Genomic DNA, 20271 nt, shown 5'->3' on the forward strand with positions numbered 1-20271 from the left:
CCGTATTTTCCTGGTCCCTGGCCCCCGATCTCTGGCCCCTTCCCTCACTGATTCATCTCCAAAGCTTCTTCCCAATGCTCGTACAGCTTGGGTAGCGACACTTCCAGCGCGCTGAGTTCCGATTGAATCTGCTTCACCCGCTCACCATCTCGGAGCACATCGGGCTGGGCGAAAGCGGCGAGCAACGCTTCTTGCCGAGCTTCCTGCTGGTGAATCTCGACTTCGATGTCATCGGGCTTGCGATAGGGGAACTTTCGTTTGCGGCGGCTCTCTTTTTCTTTCGCCTGCGCCGCTTGGCTGGCCGTGGCAGCGTCTTTCTTCTTCTCGTCCGCGACTCCCGCGCGGGCATCCAGGGCAAAGCCCTGCTTGATGAGGTGTAGGTACGTATCGTAGTTGCCGTCGATCACGCGAAACCGATCGGGCTGCACGATCAGCAACTTATCCGCGACCTGATTGAGAAAGTAGCGATCGTGGCTGACAAAGATTACCGTCCCGTCGAACTCTCGCAGGGCCTTTTCCAGCGCATCGCGGGCCCACAGATCGAGATGGTTCGTTGGTTCATCAAGCATCAGCACATTGGCATCTTGCGCCGCGAGCCGTGCGAGCGCTGTCCGGTTCCGCTCGCCACCACTCAAACTCGAAACCTTCTGCAACACCGTGTCGCCCGTGATACCGAATCGCGCGAGCAAATCTCGTCGCTGCTGGATCATGAACTCTTTGTGATCGGGACGAATCGCATCCGCCACTTCGGCATCGGCAGAGACACTACTCAAGTGCTGGTCGAAGTAACCGAGCTTCACCTGGCTGCCGATGACTGCGCGGCCACTATCGGCGGGCGTCTGACCGAGAATGCAGCGAAGCAGAGTTGTTTTGCCGGCTCCGTTGGGGCCGAGAATGCCCCACTTCTCACCGCGGAGCACGTCGAACGTCAGATCTTTGAAGAGCGGGCGATCATAGGCCTTGCTGAGCTTCTCGACGCGCAGCACGATATCGCCAGTCCGTGCCGACGGTGGAAAGCTCATGGCCGGCGACTTGATTTCGCGTGGCGGTGGCACGCGTTCAATTCGCTCGAGCTTTTTGCGGCGATCCTCTGCCTGTGTGGCGAGCACGCCGTAGTGGTTCTTGCGAATGAAGTCTTCCATCCGCGCAATGTCTTCTTGCTGCTTCTCGTAAGTGCGGCGCTGCACTTCGACTCGCTCACCCTTCAGCCGCTTGTACTGCGTGAAGTTACCTGGGTACGATTCCACCGTCCCTTGATACAACTCCAAAGTGCGATTGGTAACACGATCCAGAAAATAGCGATCGTGGCTGACGATGAGCATCGCCTGATCGGTGGCCGTGAGATAGTTTTCCAGCCACTCGGTCGCGTCGATATCCAGGTGATTTGACGGCTCGTCGAGCAAAAGCAAATCAGGATCAGTCAGCAGCAACTTGGCGAGCATCAGTCGATTCTGCTGACCACCGGAAAGTTGATCGACAGGTTGCTCATACGTGCTGGGGCCAAAACCGAGGCCTTGCAAAATCTGCTCGATCCGCCGATCGGCCTGATAGACATCGTGACGATGCAGCTGATGTTGTAGGAAGTCGAACTTCAGTTCCAGCTTCTTACGAGCAGCGGCGTCTTGCTCGGTGGCGATTGCCAAGCCGAGTTCTTCGGCCTCTTTCGATAAGTTGAGCAGTTCATCGAGAGCGCTACTGGCCTCTTGCCACACGGTGCGACCCGCCGGGAACTCGGGTTGTTGTTCCAGGTAGCCGATTCTTGCCGAAGGGTGAATGACCGTTGTGCCCGAGTGCGGTTCGCTCTGCCCGGCGATGATCTGCATCAGCGTGGTCTTGCCAGCGCCATTGGGCCCCACCAACGAAGCCCGTTCGCCGGGCCGTAGGTCGAACGTAACTCCATCGAGCACCGGCTCGGGACCATAGTGCTTAACAATATCTTGAACACTCAGCAGAATCATGCGAACCGAAGTGACGAGGCCTAGCGGGCGAAGTGGAATGGGCGACGCGGACGGGCAATTGTATCATTCAAGCGTTCATCGGAAGTGCCGCGTGCGATGTTTCGCCCCCGCCCCTGCGGCGGGGGTTTAATGGTTTTTGCACTACGGTCCCGCCATCGCTCAATATTTTTAAACACATTTGCAATGCTCAGTCTGCAATCAACTACTCCCGACTCCTGGCTGCGGCATGTGGAAGCCAACCTGGAAGAACTGCTCATTGATCACGCCCACTGCGAGCGCAAAGCGGCTGCCTGTGCGTTGAGCCTGATCGGCTACTATGTCGAAGATGTGGAACTGGCCGAGGCGATGACCGAGATCGTCCGCGAAGAGCTCGAGCACTACCACCTGGTAATTAACTTGCTTGCGGCCCGCGGTATGAAGTTTCGCCGGATTCATCCCAGTACCTACGGCAGCAAGTTGCACGATTTGATCACGAAACAGGAACCTCAGCGGGCCGTTGACCGGCTGATTGTGGCGGGGCTGATCGAAGCACGCTCCTGCGAGCGGTTCGGTTTGCTGCGCGATAGACTGGCCGATCGCGAGTTAGCTGATTTCTATGGCAGTCTGTTCGAGTCCGAAGCGCGGCATCATAGTACGTACGTGCAACTTGCCCGCAAATACACCGACGAAGCATCCCTGCGCCAGCGATTGCACGAATTGGCCGCCGCCGAAGCAGCGATCCTGGCGACTGGCGACGACTTTCCCCGCATGCACAGCTGAGTTTCATCAAGCAACGTTTTTTCAATGCCTACCGGAGTCTTGATGTCCGACATTCAGTGGCTCGATGCCGAAGCCGTCGATCGCGATGCTCCCGCTCCGCGCGGCAAGCCTTGCGACGCCTGCGGCACGCCCATCGAACCGCTCGACAAGTTCTGCCCGGCTTGCGGCACGACAAATCCGGGTTTTCAGCTTCCCTCGTCAGCGGCCGGTGTTGCAGAAGCACCGATTGACGCTGAGATTGCCACGCCTGCCCCGTCGCTCGACGAAATTCCCGAGCAAAAGCATTTCCGCTGTGAAACATGCGGAGCTGAGGTCGCCACCGATCCCAACCAGCGAAGCTACGTCTGTCCCTTCTGCGATTCGACCTACGTCGTGGAACTCCCCGCGCGAGAGACTGGTCGGCAACCGCCCGAGTTCGTCATCGGCTTTGCGATCCCACCCGAAGAGGCTCAGGCCAAGTTCAAAGCCTGGATGGGTGCCAACGACTGGTACCGACCGGGCGATTTAAGGACTGCAGCAGTGCTCGACAAGATGAAGGGCGTCTATTTGCCTTTCTGGTCGTTCTCGATGCGGGCCGACAGCAACTGGCAAGCTTCGATTGGTGAGCATTGGTATCGAACCGAGACCTATACAACGACCGACTCCAAGGGCAACACCACCACGCATACGCGGCAGGTGCAAGAGACCGAATGGTATCCGCTGGCGGGAAATCATCACCACTACTACAGCGGCTACCTTGTTTCAGGCAGCAAGGGCTTGCCGCAAGATCAGGCGCTGCGAGTTCAGCCCTATCAACTGCCAGCGCTCAAACGCTACGCTCCCTACTTCCTCGCGGGTTGGTTCGCAGAAGAGTACTCGGTGAATCGCGAGCAGGCGCTTGAGATATCCCAAACCGAGTTCTATCGCCGCGAGCAACAAAATATCGCCGCGTTCCTGCCAGGTGACACGCACCGCAGCCTAAATGCCGAGACTCGCTTCAGTCAGGTGAACTCCGACTTGTGCTTGTTGCCGATGTATATTGCCAGCTACAAGTATCAGGGGACCTTGTACCGATTTTTGATGAATGGTCAGACCGGGCGTATGTCGGGCGACAAGCCTGTCTCCTGGCAACGAATTTCGATCCTCGTTGGTGTCATTGTCGCGTTGCTGCTCATCGTGTTCTTGATCGTCGCTGCTGTGAATGCTCGTTGATTGCCTCTCTCATGAGTGAACTGCTGGAAAAGTGCACGATCTGTCATGCCTTGCTCGACGAGGAAGACTTGTTCTGCGCCAATTGCGGCACCGAGGCGCCGCATCGTGCTGCGAGCGAGAAGAGCACGACGATGCTCACGACGCACAACTTTCGCTGCGAAGGTTGCGGCGCGTCGATGAGCTACGATGCTTCGGTGCAAGCACTTCGTTGCCCCTTTTGCGGCGGCGAACACCTCGAAGCTCAGCGCGATGCGAAGACGCTCGCGCCAAAATCGGTGGTCCTTTTTCAGATCGAGCAGAGCGAGGCGGTGAAGCGACTGAAGGCTTGGATGGGGAGCAGCTTCTGGCGGCCTGATGATTTGGCGACAGCTGCCATCGTGACCAAGCTGACCGCCATCTACGTTCCCTATTGGGTCTTCAGTGCGAAGACTTTTACTTATTGGACTGCCGATAGCAGCGAAACACCTTGGGGTGCCAGTGCGGATTGGTGCCCTGTTTCTGGTGAGCATCGCGCAAAATACGACGGCTTGCTGGTCGGTGCGAGCAGTTCCCTTTCACCGGCGGAGACGACCGCTCTTTGTCCATTTGATCTGAGCCAGTCAGTCCCTGCCGAAAAAGCTGATCTGGAGAATTCCCTCTTCGAGCAGTTTCAGGTTCAGCGAAAGTACGCTCGGCCGCTGGCGCAGCAAGGATTAGAGGGCTTAGAAACGCAAGCTTGCGAGGCATTGGTGCCCGGCCGTTCGCGGAACGTGCGCGTGAATGTGCGCGTGGAAGGCCTCTCCGCAGAGCCGGTCCTGCTGCCGGTCTGGATCATGGCCTACACCTATCAGCAGCAGACGTTCCGCTTTTTGCTCAACGGCCAAACCGGACGTTGCACGGGAACGGCACCGACTTCCTATCGCAAAATTGCCGCAGTCACGGCGGGCATCATCGCCGCAATCGTTGTCTTCTTGATCTGCGCAGGTCTGTTCGCCGCCGCCGTTGGCTCGCGGTAGGTTGCCTACACTTTCAGCTCCGCAGCCAACTCGCGCTGATTGGCATAGCGGGCCCGAATTGGAGCAATCACTTCTGCCACAAACTCATCGACCTGCTCGGGGGCACGGCCTACATACTGCGAAGGTTCGAGTGCTGCCTGCAGATCAACTCCGGCGAAGTCAGGTTCGCTGGCGAGTCGGGTAAGCAAGTCATTTGGCTTCCCTTCTTGCTTCACTACAGCCGCTGCTTCGTGACTACGCTTGCGAATCACTTCGTGCAGGTTCTGTCGATCGCCACCGCGCTCGACCGCTGCCATCAGCAGGTTTTCAGTTGCCATGAATGGCAACTCTTCCTGCAGGTTGCGGGCAACCACCTGCGGATAGACGACGAGTCCATTCGAGATATTCTGCAGCAGAACGAGAATAGCATCGATGGCCAAAAAGGCCTGCGGCAAGACGAGGCGGCGATTGGCACTATCGTCGAGCGTCCGTTCCATCCATTGCGTGGCGACGGTATTCGCCGCACTCGATTGCAGGCTGATCACAAAGCGCGATAGCGCGCACACTCGTTCGCTGCGCATCGGGTTCCGCTTGTAGGCCATCGCCGAGCTACCGATCTGATCAGCTTCAAAGGGCTCTTCCATTTCCTTGCGCGAGGCCAGCAAGCGCAGGTCGGTGGCCAATTTGTGGGCTGATTGGGCTACGCCTGAGAGGACGTCGACGATTTGGGAATCAATTTTTCGGGTGTACGTCTGACCCGTTACCGCATAGCTATCATCGAAGCCAATCTTCTTGGCGACGAGCTTCTCCAACTCGCGAACCTTGGCATGATCGCCGTGAAAGAGTGCTAAGAAACTCGCCTGCGTGCCGGTTGTTCCTTTCACACTTCTCGCCCGCATCTCGGCGATGCGATGCTCCACTTCCAGCAGATCGAGCACAAGGTCGTACGCCCACAGCGTAGCGCGCTTGCCGACGGTTGTGGGCTGGGCAGGTTGCAAATGCGTGAAACCGAGGCATGCGAGGCTACGTTGCTGTACGGCGAACTTGGAGAGTGAATCGATGACCGTTACGAGTCGCCGGGCCACAAGTTGCAAGCCTTCTCGCAACAAGAGCAGGTCGGCGTTGTCGGTCACATAACAACTGGTGGCACCGAGGTGAATGATGCCGCGGGCACTCGGGCAGACATCGCCATAGGTGTGAACGTGAGCCATCACGTCGTGCCGCAACTTCCTTTCGTACTTGGCTGCGGCATCGAAGTCGATGTTGTCGACCTGGCCTCGCAGCTCTGCAATCTGTTCGCTGGTGATCTGCAGGCCCAGTTGTTGTTCCGCTTCAGCCAGAATGACCCACAGCCGTCGCCAGGTGCCGAATTTGCGTTGCTCACTCCAGAGCGAACTCATCTCTTTTGAAGCATACCGGGAAATGAGGGGATTCTCGTAACGATCGTGCGACATGAGCGGATTTCTAAGAGCGGAGAGATCGTGGTGGCCAGCGTCGACTGAGCAAACCAAGATTTTAGCAAAGACTGCCCGCTCGCGAATGGGCTGTTCGCTGCGGCCGATTACTCTTCCGCCGGAAAATTCAGTTGCTTGACGAAGGCTGCGTGTTCGGCCGAAGCTAGTCCCTGATCGAGGGTTCTGAGGGCCTTCTTCATGGCGAACTTGATTAGCTCTGCTGGACGCAGCCAGAGCCCCGGAAAAACTTGGCTCTTCAGCAAGCCAGCTGCGTCCGGCGACATCTTGACGTAGTCGTTGCCTAGCAGAGAAAACCAGTCGATTTGTTGGTCGCGCACGCGCCAAACAAGGTATTCCCGGACGCCACTTCGCCGATACACTTGCAATTTCGTGTGCAGGTCGAAGCTCACGCTGCTCGACGAAATTTCACAAGCCAACTCGGGTGCCTGCTCAATGTAGTCATCGTTGCTCAACTTCGATTGTCCGCCGCACTCAGGCAATATCAGCAACACTTGATCCGGCTGCGGCATATTGTCGAGATCGAGTCGCACCGAGGTGTTGTCAAACGAGAGAGTTCCTGGAGTAGCGCTGTCGTACGTCCCCAAGAGTGTCGCAATCACCTGCTGGGGGCGACCATGATTAAAAGCGCGTACAGCGGCAGGCGTGTAGACAACTCCCTCAATCAATTCCGCCTTTTTCAAATGCGGCATGGCCTCGTAGCGGCGCTCGAACTCATCACGGCTGAGGCAATCGCCGGGTTCAAGCGGCGGAATGACCGATGGAAGACGATTGGGTGGGATGACAGTCGACATGCGACAACCTCCAAACTTACCGCTGCACGCGACCGCTCGCGTTGCCAGCGAGCAGGGCGGTTACTTCTTCCACTGTAACATAGTTGAAATCGCCCTGAACGGAATGCTTCAGGCAACTGGCGGCTACGGCAAACGCGATGGCCTTGTCAGGCGAGGAGATTGCTGGTGTGTTCAGTGCGTGCAGCAGTCCCGCGCCGAATGAGTCGCCCGCACCCACGCGGTCGACGATGTTCCGGATCTCGTAAGGCTGATAATTGCCTTCGGCATCGAGCGGCGCGAAGTGCGCGCGGTCGGATGCGACGTCGAACAGCATGGCTCCCCAGTTGTTGTGATCGGCCGAGATGCTTTCTCGAAGAGTAATGGCGACGCGCTTCACGCTTGGAAACTTGGCGGCAATCTGCCTGGCAACCTGTTCGTAAGCATCAGCGGCAATGTGTCCTTGGGTAACATCGGTGCCAGTGGCATGAATTCCGAGCACATCGGCCGCATCTTCTTCATTGGCAATTACCAGGTCGACATGGGCGAGTAACTTGGTCATGCACTCGCGGGCGAGATCTTTAGGCTTCGTGCCCGGCCGCCAGTTCCATAGCTTCTTGCGGAAGTTCAGATCACACGAAACGGTGATTCCGCGAGCGTGCGCTAGTTCGCAAATCTTCTGATTGGCTATTGCCGCAGCTTCGCTGATCGCCGGTGTGATCCCGGTGACATGCAACCAATGAACACCCTGCAGGGCTGGCTCGAAATCGTATTCATCAGCTGTAGCCAGACTGATGGCGCTATAACTACGGTCGTACAGCACCGTGCTGCCGCGCTGATTCGCGCCGACTTCGACGAAGTACAGGCCGAGTCTTCCCTCCTTGCGCCAGTAGATTTTCGAGACATCGACGCCCAGACCGCGCAGCGATGTGACCAGCGCTTCAGCAACGGGTTGTTTGGGAAGAGCCGTCAGGTATCGCGCGCTGTGTCCAAACATCGCCAGCGAGGCGGCGACATTCGCCTCGCCGCCTCCCCAAGTAACTTGCACACTACCGGGCAATGTTTGCGGCCAACGCAAATGCCCTGCAGGTGCGATCCGAGCCATGACTTCGCCGAAGGTTAAGAACATTGCAGATTTCAGAGTGGAGATTGCGAGATTAAGGAATTAGTTTGGCTTCCAGTTTAGACTTGCGGGCTCCAGACGCCAGTACGAGATAAAATGGCGACGATGATTATCGAATCTGCAATCTCCACTCTGAAATCTGCAATCGGCCATGCTCATTACCTTGACCACCGATTTTGGCGTCTCCAGCCCCTACGTTGCAGCAATGAAGGGAGCCTTGTTCCAGGTTTGTGAGCGTGCGCGACTGGTCGATATCACGCACGCTATCGGTCCGCAGAACATTCGCCAAGCTGCGGTCGTGCTCTCCGATGTGACGCCGCTGTTTCCCCGTCACACGCTGCACGTTGTTGTCGTAGATCCGGGTGTGGGGATGGAGCGAAAAATGGTTTACGCCGAAATTAATGAGCACCATTACCTGGCCCCCGACAATGGAGTGCTAAGTTACCTCGCCCGGCAACACGTCCCCCAGCGGGTGATTGAACTGGCCGACAGCAAGTTCTGGCGTCCGCAGATGAGCAACACCTTTCACGGGCGCGATATCCTCGCGCCCGTCGCGGGGCATCTCGCAGGTGGATTACAGGCGAGCCAACTCGGTCCCATTCACCCGGCCTTGGTAATGCTGACGTGGAACGAACCACGGATCGAGCCCGATGAGATTCTGGGCGAAGTGCTTTGCATCGATTCCTTTGGCAATTTGATTACCAATCTCTCGGCGGCGAAGATCAAAGGTTGGGCAGGGCCGACCGGCATCGTGACGCAGGTTGGTGAGCGAAAGGTTGCCGGCTTGCATACCACTTACGGCAAACAGCCCGTGGGCGAAATAATGACACTGGTTGACTCGCAAGGCCGGCTCGAGATTGCCCAAGTGAACGGCAATGCAGCGGCTACATTGGGGGCAGATGTGGGGGACCGGGTGCTGGTCCGGCGGGCGATAAAATCTTAAGAATGTCCTGAATAGCCCGGCTGCCCGCTTGGCTCCCCGCTAGCGGCATTTTAGAATGTCGCCACACGTGTTCCCGCGACTTCTCACCACTTCGGGCGGAGTGCAGCTAGTGCCGGGTAAGATCGAAGGCAAAATCACTTCCTATAACGAGGCCGGCAACCTCGTCTCCGATATCGCTGTCGACCGACTGCGCACGGTCCCGCGCGACCAATCGGTAACCGTGACGTGCGACGAACATCAGACTGTCGGCCTCTTTGCGCTCGATCACAAAGAGCCCGAAATGACTCTGCTGGCGCTACTGGCTCCTAGCGGGTTTCTTGAACTTGTGATTGTTGGCGACAGTGCGAAGATCATGCTTGGTGTGCGACCCGGTCAAGCCATCACGGTTCAATGGTAGAAGACTACTCTCGGCCGCCGTCTCTTGACGCCTCTGCTTCGCCGTCCAAAGAGCAGTTGGAAGCTTGGGACCGCGAACACGTGTGGCATGCGTTCACGCAAATGGCCGGGCACCAGCCCTTCATCATTGAACGGGCCGAAGGCTGCACGCTCTATGACGTCGACGGGCGAGCATATCTCGATGGAGTGAGCAGCCTGTGGTGCAATGTACACGGGCATCGTCATCCAACCATCGACGCTGCCATTCGGGCACAACTCGACCAGGCTGCCCATATCACACTCTTGGGAATGGCCCATCCGACGACGATCAAACTGGCACGTCGCTTGGTCGAGTTGGCTCCGGCTGGTCTCCAGCATGTCTTCTTTTCCGATAGTGGAGCCACGGCAGTCGAGGTGGCCCTGAAGATGGCGTTTCAGTTCTGGCAGCAATGCGAGAATCCTCAGCCACGGAAGACGAAGTACCTGGCGTTCGAAAATGCTTACCACGGCGATACGCTGGGCAGCGTGAGTGTTGGCGGCGTGCCTCGCTTTCACGAGATGTTCCGGCCGCTCTTGTTCGAAGTGCTCAGGTTGCCAACACCGAAGCTGTATCGACTGCCGGCAGGAGTGAGTCGCGAGGATGCCTGTGAGTACTTTCTGAATCAGGTGCAGCAGATCCTCGAAAGGCAGCATGCCGAGATTGCGGCCGTCGTCATCGAACCGCTGATGCAATGCGCTGCGGGCATGATCTTGCATCCACCCGGATTCTTACGCGGACTCCGTGAACTGACTCGTAAGTACGACGTGTTGCTCATCGCCGACGAAGTGGCCGTCGGCATGGGACGCACCGGCCGCATGTTCGCTTGTGAGCACGAGAACGTAGAACCCGATTTGCTGTGCCTCGCCAAAGGTATCACCGGCGGCTATTTGCCACTCGCGGCGACGCTGGCTACCGATCGAATTTGGCAAGCGTTCTTGGGGAGCTACGAATCGTCGCGCACATTCTTCCACGGGCACACCTACGGTGGTAATCCGCTGGGCGGTGCCGCAGCCTTGGCCACGCTGGATGTCTTTGAGCAGGAACAAACGCTCGCCCAACTGCCTGCCAAGATCGCCAGACTGCAAGAACATCTGGCTCGCATCGCCCAGCACCCTCAGGTGGGAGACGTTCGACAACTGGGCATGATCGCCGGGATTGAACTCGTCCGCGATCGAAGCGCCCATGAGTCATTTCCGTGGGGCGAGCGCCGCGGCCAACTAGTCTGCAATCACGCCCTGACAAAGGGCGTTTGGCTACGCCCTCTCGGCAACGTCGTTGTCATCCTGCCGCCCTTGGCAATCTCGCTCGCAGAACTCGACCGAATCTGCGTGGCGGTGGAAGAGGGAATTCAAGTTGCCACGCAGCAATGACAAATCGACTCAGTTAATTCCCCGCTGCTGCAACCACTCCCCTACCCTGTCGGCCAATTGCGACTGCATTCCCGTGTAGAAGTGATCGGCATCAGCGATCGTGGTGACATCGCGCGGGGCGTGAGAAGCGAGTTTGTTGATCGCGTCGGGTAGGCCAGCGAAGGCTATGCCTCCTTGGGCTAGTTCTTTGCTGCCATAGGTGAACAGCGTGGGGCAGCGAAGCTGCGCGGTGAACTCCAGAATGTTGTAGCGTTCGGCGGGGCCGTATTTGTCGATGTAGCTGGCCGCTGAAATCAGGAGCGGAAAAGGGAACTTGGCAGTGAACAGTTCGTCGTCATTGCCTTCCTTGACGAGTTCCCTCGCGATGGTCATTGATTCGAAGAACACGCTACTCTCTTGCGCGTGACTAAACGCGGTGAACGACAAACGCGGCGGGGAGACAGCAATGACCGCTGCGACGCTGGAATGCCGTTCGTGGGCCTGTGCGTAGATCGCTTTGATGGCACCCAGGCTGTGGCCGAGCAAAATCACTCGTTCGTGACCGCGACTGTGGAGCAGTTTGATCCAGGCTGCGATATCGGCCCGACATTCATCAACAATCTCGTAGGCGGCACCAAGTCGCCGGCGCACATTGCCCAGTTGCGCGCCAAACACCGAGTCATGCCCGCGCGTGTTGACAGTCAACGTGGGATAGCCAGCGGCGTGCAACTTTGGCAGCAGAGGTTCGAACGTGCTGGACGAATAGAAGTTGCCACCCACGCCGTGGAGCACGAGGACCGCTGGCTTTTTGCGAACCATGCCGTCGTCGCTGGCTCGCAGGGCGCCATCGAGCCGTAGTCCGTCGGAAGTCGTCGTGCGGACAAGTTCGACCAGCATGTTACTTCGCCGCAGCTTGAATATCGGCAATCAAGGGCTGACGAATGCTGCCGTCTTTGATCTTCAGCGCTGCATCGTCGGCTTTCGAAAGTGCCTGCCGAGCCTCTTCGCCGCGACCTGCTTGCTTCAGCTTGCGAGCGAGGCTCAAGTACGCGTAACCGCGGGCGTCGTCTTCCTTAATGTCGCCGGCGGTCTTCTCGGCATCGTTGAAAAAGGTCGAAGCATCGTCGGTTTTCTTCGCTTTGGAGAGCGCATCGCCAATTTCGGCAAGGCACTCGACCTGATCCTTCGGTGAAGCTTGCTCCTTGGCAAAGGCCTTGGCTTTGGTCAGTGTCGCATCGGCTTCGGTCGGGCGTTCATTTTTTTGGTAAGCGATATAGATCTTGCCGAAGACCCCCGCTTTGATCGCAGGAACGTCAATTTTGTCGGCAGCGGCTTCGGCGCTCTTCAGGTAGTCGGCTGCCTGATCGGGATTCTTCAGCAGCGTACCCGATGCCGCACCGAGTTCCGCAAAGGCGTTGGCTTTGGAGCCGGGATCGTCGACTGCCTCGAGCGACTTAGCCGCTTCCCGCAGGGCCTTTTTCGACTCGGTCGTTTTCCCCGCGCGACCGAAGGCCTGGCCGACATAGATCAGCGAGTTGGCTTTGCTGGCAGGGTCTTCTACGGAGGAAGCGGCTTCGAGTGCCGCGTTAAGAGTTCCGTCACCGGCAATCACGTCGCCAGCTTTCAGTTGCTTCTCGCCGAGGCCCGCCAACAAACGAGCCTTGCGGCCGCTGTCGCTTTCCGCGTGTGCCTTTTTTAGTTGGGCGTCGAGCGAGGGTTCTTTTTTACCACCACCACCGCAACCACCAAGCGAACACAGCAGACAGGCAACCGCCACAAGCAACAACCGGCTATACATGCCAACACTCCAACGGGCGAAAAGTGTGAAGGAACCTTGCTGCGTCTGGCGGAGCGAATCGAATTGCATCAACTCGTCTTATCGTATCACGAAAACTGCACGCCGCAGCCCTTCAAGCGATCTTCGGCAGCCTTCATCAGGGCATCTTCGGCCGCTTCGTCAGCTGCTTCATAAGTCACACTGAAGCGAAGAAATGCGCCGGCATCGTCCCAAGGAACCGTCACGATCGACAATTGGGTGATGAGAAACTGGCTGGCTTCTTCCGCGTTGGCGAACTTGGTTCCGTCCTTCAGTCCGCTCGGTGCTGGAGTGTATAAGAAGTAGGTGCCACCAGGCATCTTGCAGTTGAAACCGCAACGGGTGAGCATCGCCACGAGCTTTTCCAGGCGACGCTTGTACTTGGTGCGAGTGTGCTCGTGGATGGAATCGTCATTGAGCGCGACCGCCGCCGCGTTTTGAATGGCCCCAAACTGCCCCGAGTCGCTGTTGTCTTTTACGTCGGAGAACGCGCGAACGATCGTGGCGTTGCCGCACACCCAACCAATGCGCCAGCCAATCATGTCGAAGCCCTTCGACAGCGAATGGACTTCGACGCCGACATCCATGGCTCCCGGCGTTTGCAAAAAGCTGGAGGGCTTCTGATCGTAGCTCAACAGGCTGTGCGCGGCATCTTGCACCACGACAAAGCTCTTTTCCTTGGCGAGCGCGACGATTGATTCGTACAACTCCTTAGTCGCAGTTTTGCCCGTCGGGCTATTCGGATAATTGATGACCAGCAACTTCACTTTGGGCCAAATGTCGGCCGGGATCGATTTGAAGTCAGGAAAGAAGTTGTTCTCGGCCAGCAACGGCAGGCGGAATACATTGCCGCCGTAGTAGCGAGTGTGCGTGCCGGCCACGGGATAGCCAGGTACGGTCATCAGGGTGATATCGCCAGGGTTAATGAAGCAGGCGGGAATCATCGCCAAGGCGGGCTTGCTGCCGATGCAGTGATTCACCTGAGTATTGGCATCCAATGTGACGCCAAAGTTCCGCTGCATGAAGCGGGCGGCGGCTTCTTTGAATTTCTGATTGCCGTTGTCCATGTAGCCGCGGTTTTCCGGCTTGTTCACTTCAGCGGTCAGTGAGGCACGAACATTTTCGGGCGCCATCGAGTCGTTTTCACCAATGCCGAAATCGACCAGCAACCGATTCGGAAAGTCGGCGAGTGCTTTGCGCTTGGCGCGCTTGATCTTTTCGAACTTGTAGATTTCGGTTCCCTTGCCGTAGTTCACACCGCCGATTCGCTCGGCAAACAACTGCTGGAAATAAGGATCGCTCATATTAAGTTGGGCTCGGGTCCGAACAACTCGAAATGTGAATGGCAAATCGACTTAGAACGCGCAACGATTTGCTGATGAAAACGTCAGCCTACCGCACCCAAACCGGGCGAAAAGGGGGCAAGGCCGGAAAACATGGCCCGTTGGATAGAAGGTTGGCTATGCCGGTCATTCGGCCTGAGGAATGTGGGCAAAGATCTCACTGACCTGGCAACGGAAGCCCGGCAAGATCCCTTCGCACATCAGTTCGTCATTCAGCGAGGCGATTCGTGACGCCTCATTTGCGGAGTGAACTTCCACGTAGCGACGAAATTCTTTGACGACCCATACCGTCGATACGCCCGCTGCCAGATAGTCATCAACCTTGTCGTTGACCTCTTTGATCACGTCGTTGGGCGAGAGGACTTCAATCGCCAACTCAGGAGCAACCTTGATGAAGGCTCCGATTCGCTTATCAGCGGGCCATCGAGCGTAACTAAGAAACGCCACATCGGGCTTGCGGACCATCGTTTCGTCGTGCGGAAAACACTGAAAAGAAGTGTCGGGCCCATAAACGCGACCGAGCCGATTGTTGCGCAGATAGTTAAACAAAATCTCGACGATGTCCATCGCCAGTTGGCTTGATTCCGCTCCCACTTTGTTCTCCACGAGCTTTCCCGCCACAATCTCGAATCCCTTGCTATCGGGCATGGCGAGCAATTGCTCTGGAGTGACTTGTGAGTTGGCAACAATCATGGTGCAGCACCTTTCTTACTGCCAATTGTATCCCAGACTCCGCCAAGAAACCAAACCGCGGGCAGTCGGAATCCTCCGAATGCCCGCGGGGTGGAGAGGTTGATTTGGCGTGAGAATCGACTGCAAAGCCAATTCTCACTGGATTGTTACTGTTGGTTTGCAACCAATTACAGCGTGAAGCCGTTGTGGAATTCTGGCTTGACGATGTGGGCGACCTCGGGAGCGTTGGTGGCCGTCAGGCTCTTCGCGTCCCATTCGATCTTCTTGCCCTCGACTTCCTTCTCGGCAGCAGCCCAAACGGCCAGATTGCCCAGCAGGATGGTCTCGGTCAAAGGAGCTGCATAATCGCCGAAGTTCGAAACGGCTGCATCGCCGCCCTTGATGGCGCGGGTCCATTCTTCGAAATGGCCAGGCGACTTAACGAATTCGACAGTGGGCTTGGTGATGCCGCCGAGCATCTCGGTCTTGCCGGCGTAATCGCCAGGCGAATACATCGAACCCTTTTCGCCGATGATCATGCAACCGCTGTTGGCGACCTTTGCGCCTTGGAACAGAGCAGCGTCAGGCTTTTTGCCGCCGTCATACCACTTAAAGGTTACAGCAGGGCGACCGTTCCGTTCGGGGAACTGGAACGTGATGATCGACCAACTGGGGTAGGTTTCCTTGTTGTGACCCGAGGTGATGGCTTGCACGCTGATTGGGTCGCGCAGGTCCATGCCCATGAATGGCATGTTGAGGGTATGGCAGGCCATATCGCCCAGAGCGCCGGTGCCGAAATCCCACCAACCACGCCACTTGAAGGGGTGATAGGCCGAGTGGAAAGGACGCTTTGGTGCTGGGCCGATGAACAGGTCCCAGTGAACATTCTTGGGAGTTTCAACGACGTCAGTCGGACGATCCAGACCTTGCGGCCACACGGGGCGATTGGTCCAAACATGAACTTCGCTGACCTTGCCGAGCACGCCGCTCTTGCAGATGGCAGCTTGTTCGCGGAGATCCGGGCCAGCAGTTCCTTGGTTGCCCATTTGCGTGGCAACCTTCATTTCCTTGGCCAGGTTGCCGAGGAAGCGAGCTTCGTACAGCGACTTGGTGAGTGGCTTTTGCACGAATGCGTGCTTGCCCATGCGCATCGCAGCCGAGGCAACGACCGCGTGGCAGTGATCGGGAGTGCTGACGGTCACGGCGTCGATGCTCTTACCCACTTCGTCGAGCATCTTGCGGTAGTCGTTGAACTTCTGAGCGCCTTCGAACTTTTCGCCGGCCTTGCCGAGAGTCAGGTCGTCGATATCGACGATGGCGACCATCTTGCCGCTACGGCCTGCATCGGCCGAGTCGCTGCTCCCCTTGCCGCCGACGCCCACGCTGGCGAAACGGATTTCTTCATTCGCCGACAAGCTCACGCGGGGCGAAACGCCGCCAGCTGCCCAGTAACCGACGCCGAGGGCTGCCGTGGTCTGCATGAAACGGCGACGTGTTTGCTTAGATGACATCAATCAGGCTCCTTAACAATGAACGAAAAATGGTCGGGCAGTCGAGGGAATCCGCAGTCGGCCTTTGCATCAATCAGCCGCTGACGAATCAAAGCTCATCACAGCAGTGTCGAATCAAACCCCACAACAGCCCGCCTGGCACATCAAGGGCAGCGAGAACGCTGTTACAGCGTTCCACGGTCGGCCAAAGCGCAGCAGCTTAGCCCACCCACGAGCGGATTTCAAACCTACAACCCGCATTCTTGGCAAAAAATTCGCAGAAGTAACTTTGCGCGCGAGGTTTTGCGACAGGTTGCCCTGCTCGTCGACATTCCTCTTCCAACTGCTGGTTGCGTTGCCACTTTCGTGGACTTCGCCAGCTGGCGGAATTGAACAAAGGAAACTCACCATGATTCGCACTCTGCGCAAGGGAGCAACCTGTTGCCACATCGACCCGCGGGACCTGTTTCAGGACGTGATTTTGCCGGTGGGTAGATTGGAAAACCGCGGGAAGGTCCCGGGCAACTTAGCTGCTGATACTCGTACCGTGCAATCACTACTGAATCGCATTCCGGCCTCGCAAGGCGGGACCCAAGGCAGCGGAGAATTCGGACTGGGATTGGCGGTCGACGGCGATTGCGGGCCCTTAACCAAGTCAGCGATCAAGCAATTTCAAAAGCTGCAATTTCCGTCCGTTTCGCCGGACAGCATTGTTGATCCTGCGCAACGAACGATCTTTCGGCTCAACCGGCTGGCGAGTCAGTGTCTGGACGACGTGCTCTTGCATCGTGCGCGGCGGTCACTGCGCCAGGTAGCCAGGTTTATTGACCGCGCCCTGAACGAACTCGAAACCGTAGAAATGGCGCTGCGTACAGGTCAACACATCAAATTCTTACCAGCCATTCGGCGTACCAACTTTCACTTTCGGATTCAACGCTCGCCCGCCCCGTTTCATCACTTGTGGTTCATTCGCGAAACCTTTCGCACCATGTTGCAAGTAGTCGCCTTGCCTCCCCAGGCGGGTGTTTCCGCATTCGGCTTTCTGCAGATCACGCCGCTGGCCAGTTTGCAAGCCGAGCATTTTGCCTACGCGAAGCCGGGCGGCTACAAGCACCTCAAGGGCCAGACGATGACGATCGAGAACGATGTCGTCGATCACGCGCTGGACCTGATCTATCTCACGCCCCGAATGTTGGATCTCACCGACCTGGGCTTTGTGTACGTCATCATGCACGAGTTGTCGCACTACGTCGGAGGCGAAGAGGGCGCAGCCGATCACATTGATGACCGAGCCTATTTCCATCGCGAACGAACTAAATACGATCGACTTACTCCATTCGAGGCTACGCGCAACGGCGATTGCTACTCACAGTTTGCCTTTGAAGTGAATACGGGAAAGCCGTTTCTTCCCACTGAACATTCTCTCTAAAAAGAGTGTCTGATGAATCAGTTCTCGATGATTTGATGAATTCTCGTAAGGATTCTCGCGGTTAGTTTGACCTCCTCCATCCCAGCATTTAACCTTAGCTTTGGATCGGCCTTGATTCGCGTTCAGCTTTTCGATAGCTACTCAGCTGCGAACAGGGAGTGAATCAAGGGCAGGCATTTGCGCGGCATTCGTCGCGACTTGGACCTGTCTCAATGGCACACGAAGTGCATCAGTTGAGCTGATCAAATTGAGCCGATCAAAGCTCAGGTACTAGGAACGGAGGGCGGGCATGTTTCGTCGCAGTCATTGGTTCGCGGTCGTCTCGCTGCTCGTTCCCTCGTTCGGTGTAGTTGCTTCCACGCTGGCTGAGGATAAAAGCACAGCCATCCCCGAGCACCGTGTCGTACTCCGCATCTCCAATTCCATGCTCAATAGCATGCTGGATAACAAGCAAGTCGACCGCACTGTAGACATCCGCGAAGACATCCTGGGCACTGCCATTCAAGGCAAAGGTCACGTGGTGGGACATACCCATGTGAAGATGTTGGAAAGTGGCGACGCGGCCACCTTTAAGATTATCTTCAATGGCGAGGTTCATTCGCGAACCGTTGGACACCACGGCCCAGCAATTATCCACAGCCGGGCGGTGACCAAGTTTGAGGCAACCAAGCTGGTCGTTTTCGAGCCAGGCAAAGGCTTCACCGGCGAGCCTGTAAAAATCAAATCCACGACGAATTCCACGCTTGAGGGGATCGACTCCACTCGCAAAGGTTGGATCGGTCGCATGGTTCTGCGCCGTGCCGCTCAGCAGGAGGCGGAACAACGTCCGCAAGTCACCGAGATCGCCAGGCAACGAGCCGAGCGACGTATCGCCGCGGGCTTTGACAAAACGAGCGAACAACGGCTGGCGAAGTTGAACCAGAATCTTGATAACCGCTCGCTGGCGATGGTGGGCCTGCGAGTTGATGAGAAGGGAGAACCGAACTTCACCTGTTGCACTTCGGGCAACTACCTGCAGATCGCCTCGAAGAACTGCCAAGGTTTGGCACCAATTGATCTTCCCAGCGACAAGAATGTCAGCGCGACAAGTGCCCCGATCGAACTGTGGGTACACGACTCGCTCGTAGGTGAAAAACTGGCCGCCGGCATCGACATGCTTACGACGCATGTGGGCTCGAGCGATCTCGTCACCACCATTGCGGCCGCCGCCGAACTAATCCGCAGCAAGTCATCGCCCGATACTCAGGAAGTTGCTGCCGATACCTCTAGCCCGTTCCGCGTACACAAATCGGGCAAGTGGCGCGTGGTTCAAGTTGCAATGCCGACTGCAGATCTCACCAGCTTGGTGAAATCGATCCAAGCCAACCCGTCGACCAAGCGTCAAATCACGGTAGCAAAGCCCGTCATCGATGCGGTTACCGAGAAAGTGATTCCGCTCGTCGCAAAGTCGCCGGAAGCGACAGCGGTGGTAGCGACGAACGCTCGCATCTGGACTAGCGGCAAGTACACCGCCGATGCCGAGTTTGTCGCCCTCGAAGCTGGTGTCGTTCGACTTCGCCGCACCACAGGCGTGAATACTTCGATCCCTCTCGAAAAGCTCTCGCAACCCGATCAGCTTTGGATCGCGCAGTACCTCGCCCAACGATAGTCGTCAGGCTTCGTCGAGGTGCTTTTGCAGCGCCAAGGCGTTAGTGACAAAGTCTTTCACTTCGTTTTCACCTAGCCGAGAAGTGGAGTGAACCGCAAGGTTACGCAGGTTCTGCAGCCTGCTAAATAGCATTGCTTGCTCCGCGCTAATTGCTTCGAGTTTCAGCAGGCTATCGATCATCGATACCGTTGATTTGGGCAAGATGCCATCGGGGCGTCTTCTGCGAATAGCCCGCTTCGCTGCTTCTTCTAACGCCAGCCAAGAAGATAGAACAGCTTCTCGAGGTGAGTTGCTGATAAGTGCCGCGACGAAGCGACCTTCGGCAGTTGGCGTTGCCGGAATGAATTGCGCTCCGTCTGGACCTGGGGTAGCTGCCGGTGCAGCGGGCAACAGTCTCGCTGACTCGTTGAATTCATCCGCTTGATCCGCTTTGCGAAATGCCTCTGCCAGGAACAGCCGAGTGAGCAAATAGCCGGAAAGAAACCCGGTGACCGCGAAGAAGGCAACCAGGCCGCCCGCAAAGCCCGGATCGTATTGATCGGCCGCCAGATACTCCGCCAGTCGTTGAAAATTCGGCGGAATCTGGGTGAGTTGCACGAGTCCAACGCCCACGATGATCTTCGTCAGCCAATCGGAAATCTCTTCGACGTTCGTGTTGACCAGTTGCCGATAGCGCGGTTCATCGACTGCCGGTCCGCCATCCTTGGCCTGCAGATCGGCCTGATGAACCTTGGGCACCCCAAACAAGAATCCAAGCAACGCACCACAAGCGAGCGCTGAAGCGGCCCAAAAAATCGGCGGGAACCACCAGAGACAGGTGCCGCCGAATCCCAAGATCAAGACGACCAAGATCCAGAAAGCAGTCTTTCCCAGCGGAGTCGCGTGCGGGCTCCAAGGCAGGTAGTCGTTCACGGCGTTC

Annotated in this window: 18 protein-coding genes; 8 read left to right on the forward strand and 10 right to left on the reverse strand. The window is 57.1% G+C overall.

Annotated features, from left to right (window positions below):
• Positions 1–44 precede the first annotated feature (44 nt).
• Positions 45–1958, reverse strand: coding sequence for an ABC-F family ATP-binding cassette domain-containing protein (locus tag NA78x_RS11230; RefSeq protein ID WP_425618537.1), 1914 nt, complete (start codon positions 1956–1958; stop codon positions 45–47).
• Positions 1959–2141: 183 nt separating this feature from the next.
• Between NA78x_RS11230 and NA78x_RS11235 the strand changes: the two genes are divergently transcribed.
• From NA78x_RS11235 to NA78x_RS11245, 3 genes are read left to right on the forward strand one after another with little or no spacing between them, the layout of a single operon-like run.
• On the forward strand, positions 2142–2717 hold the full coding sequence (locus NA78x_RS11235) for a tRNA-(ms[2]io[6]A)-hydroxylase (protein ID WP_425618538.1): 576 nt from the start codon (positions 2142–2144) through the stop codon (positions 2715–2717).
• A 42-nt stretch (positions 2718–2759) separates the two neighbouring features.
• Positions 2760–3908 carry a zinc ribbon domain-containing protein gene (locus tag NA78x_RS11240; protein WP_425618539.1) on the forward strand — a complete coding sequence of 383 codons (1149 nt, stop codon included), beginning with the start codon at positions 2760–2762 and terminating at the stop codon, positions 3906–3908.
• A gap of 11 nt (positions 3909–3919) precedes the next feature.
• A complete protein-coding gene (locus NA78x_RS11245) occupies positions 3920–4903 on the forward strand; it encodes a hypothetical protein (RefSeq protein ID WP_425618540.1) in 984 nt (327 codons plus the stop codon).
• Between the two features lie 5 nt (positions 4904–4908).
• Here NA78x_RS11245 and purB read toward each other — a convergent pair whose 3' ends face one another.
• The 3 genes from purB to NA78x_RS11260 all read right to left on the reverse strand — a co-directional run bounded on the left by purB (position 4909) and on the right by NA78x_RS11260 (position 8253).
• The gene (purB, locus tag NA78x_RS11250; RefSeq protein WP_425618541.1) at positions 4909–6336 is read right to left on the reverse strand and encodes an adenylosuccinate lyase; all 1428 of its coding nucleotides are present in this window, start codon (positions 6334–6336) and stop codon (positions 4909–4911) included.
• Positions 6337–6443: 107 nt separating this feature from the next.
• Positions 6444–7148 (reverse strand): Uma2 family endonuclease, encoded by a 705-nt coding sequence (locus tag NA78x_RS11255; protein ID WP_425618542.1) that lies wholly within the window; start codon positions 7146–7148, stop codon positions 6444–6446.
• 16 nt (positions 7149–7164) lie between these two features.
• Positions 7165–8253 carry a sugar kinase gene (locus NA78x_RS11260; protein WP_425618543.1) on the reverse strand — a complete coding sequence of 363 codons (1089 nt, stop codon included), beginning with the start codon at positions 8251–8253 and terminating at the stop codon, positions 7165–7167.
• A 145-nt stretch (positions 8254–8398) separates the two neighbouring features.
• Here NA78x_RS11260 and NA78x_RS11265 point away from each other — a divergent pair, with 145 nt between their 5' ends.
• From NA78x_RS11265 to bioA, 3 genes are read left to right on the forward strand one after another with little or no spacing between them, the layout of a single operon-like run.
• Positions 8399–9190 (forward strand): SAM hydrolase/SAM-dependent halogenase family protein, encoded by a 792-nt coding sequence (locus NA78x_RS11265; RefSeq protein ID WP_425618544.1) that lies wholly within the window; start codon positions 8399–8401, stop codon positions 9188–9190.
• Between the two features lie 55 nt (positions 9191–9245).
• Entirely contained in the window at positions 9246–9587 is a 342-nt protein-coding gene (locus NA78x_RS11270) for an SAM hydroxide adenosyltransferase (protein ID WP_425618545.1), read from the forward strand.
• Positions 9581–10975, forward strand: a complete 1395-nt coding sequence (bioA, locus tag NA78x_RS11275; protein WP_425618546.1) for an adenosylmethionine--8-amino-7-oxononanoate transaminase — start codon at positions 9581–9583, stop codon at positions 10973–10975. The genes NA78x_RS11270 and bioA overlap by 7 nt, the downstream gene beginning before the upstream one ends.
• Positions 10976–10984: 9 nt before the next feature.
• On the opposite strand, the gene NA78x_RS11280 is transcribed toward bioA, so the two are convergent.
• From NA78x_RS11280 to NA78x_RS11300, 5 genes are all read right to left on the reverse strand, one after another.
• Entirely contained in the window at positions 10985–11851 is an 867-nt protein-coding gene (locus NA78x_RS11280) for an alpha/beta hydrolase (protein ID WP_425618547.1), read from the reverse strand.
• Between the two features lies 1 nt (position 11852).
• A complete protein-coding gene (locus NA78x_RS11285) occupies positions 11853–12752 on the reverse strand; it encodes a hypothetical protein (protein ID WP_425618548.1) in 900 nt (299 codons plus the stop codon).
• Between the two features lie 86 nt (positions 12753–12838).
• A complete protein-coding gene (locus NA78x_RS11290; RefSeq protein WP_425618549.1) occupies positions 12839–14074 on the reverse strand; it encodes an LL-diaminopimelate aminotransferase in 1236 nt (411 codons plus the stop codon).
• Between the two features lie 165 nt (positions 14075–14239).
• A complete protein-coding gene (locus NA78x_RS11295) occupies positions 14240–14806 on the reverse strand; it encodes a Uma2 family endonuclease (RefSeq protein ID WP_425618550.1) in 567 nt (188 codons plus the stop codon).
• Between the two features lie 167 nt (positions 14807–14973).
• Entirely contained in the window at positions 14974–16296 is a 1323-nt protein-coding gene (locus NA78x_RS11300; protein ID WP_425618551.1) for a Gfo/Idh/MocA family protein, read from the reverse strand.
• 388 nt (positions 16297–16684) lie between these two features.
• Between NA78x_RS11300 and NA78x_RS11305 the strand changes: the two genes are divergently transcribed.
• Positions 16685–17704, forward strand: a complete 1020-nt coding sequence (locus tag NA78x_RS11305; protein WP_425618552.1) for a peptidoglycan-binding domain-containing protein — start codon at positions 16685–16687, stop codon at positions 17702–17704.
• A gap of 289 nt (positions 17705–17993) precedes the next feature.
• Entirely contained in the window at positions 17994–19352 is a 1359-nt protein-coding gene (locus NA78x_RS11310; protein ID WP_425618553.1) for an SHD1 domain-containing protein, read from the forward strand.
• Between the two features lie 3 nt (positions 19353–19355).
• Here NA78x_RS11310 and NA78x_RS11315 read toward each other — a convergent pair whose 3' ends face one another.
• Positions 19356–20264, reverse strand: a complete 909-nt coding sequence (locus tag NA78x_RS11315) for a hypothetical protein (protein ID WP_425618554.1) — start codon at positions 20262–20264, stop codon at positions 19356–19358.
• Positions 20265–20271 lie beyond the last annotated feature (7 nt).

The sequence above is a fragment of the Anatilimnocola aquadivae genome (genome assembly GCF_049819085.1).
In the GTDB taxonomy this organism is placed as follows: domain Bacteria; phylum Planctomycetota; class Planctomycetia; order Pirellulales; family Pirellulaceae; genus Anatilimnocola.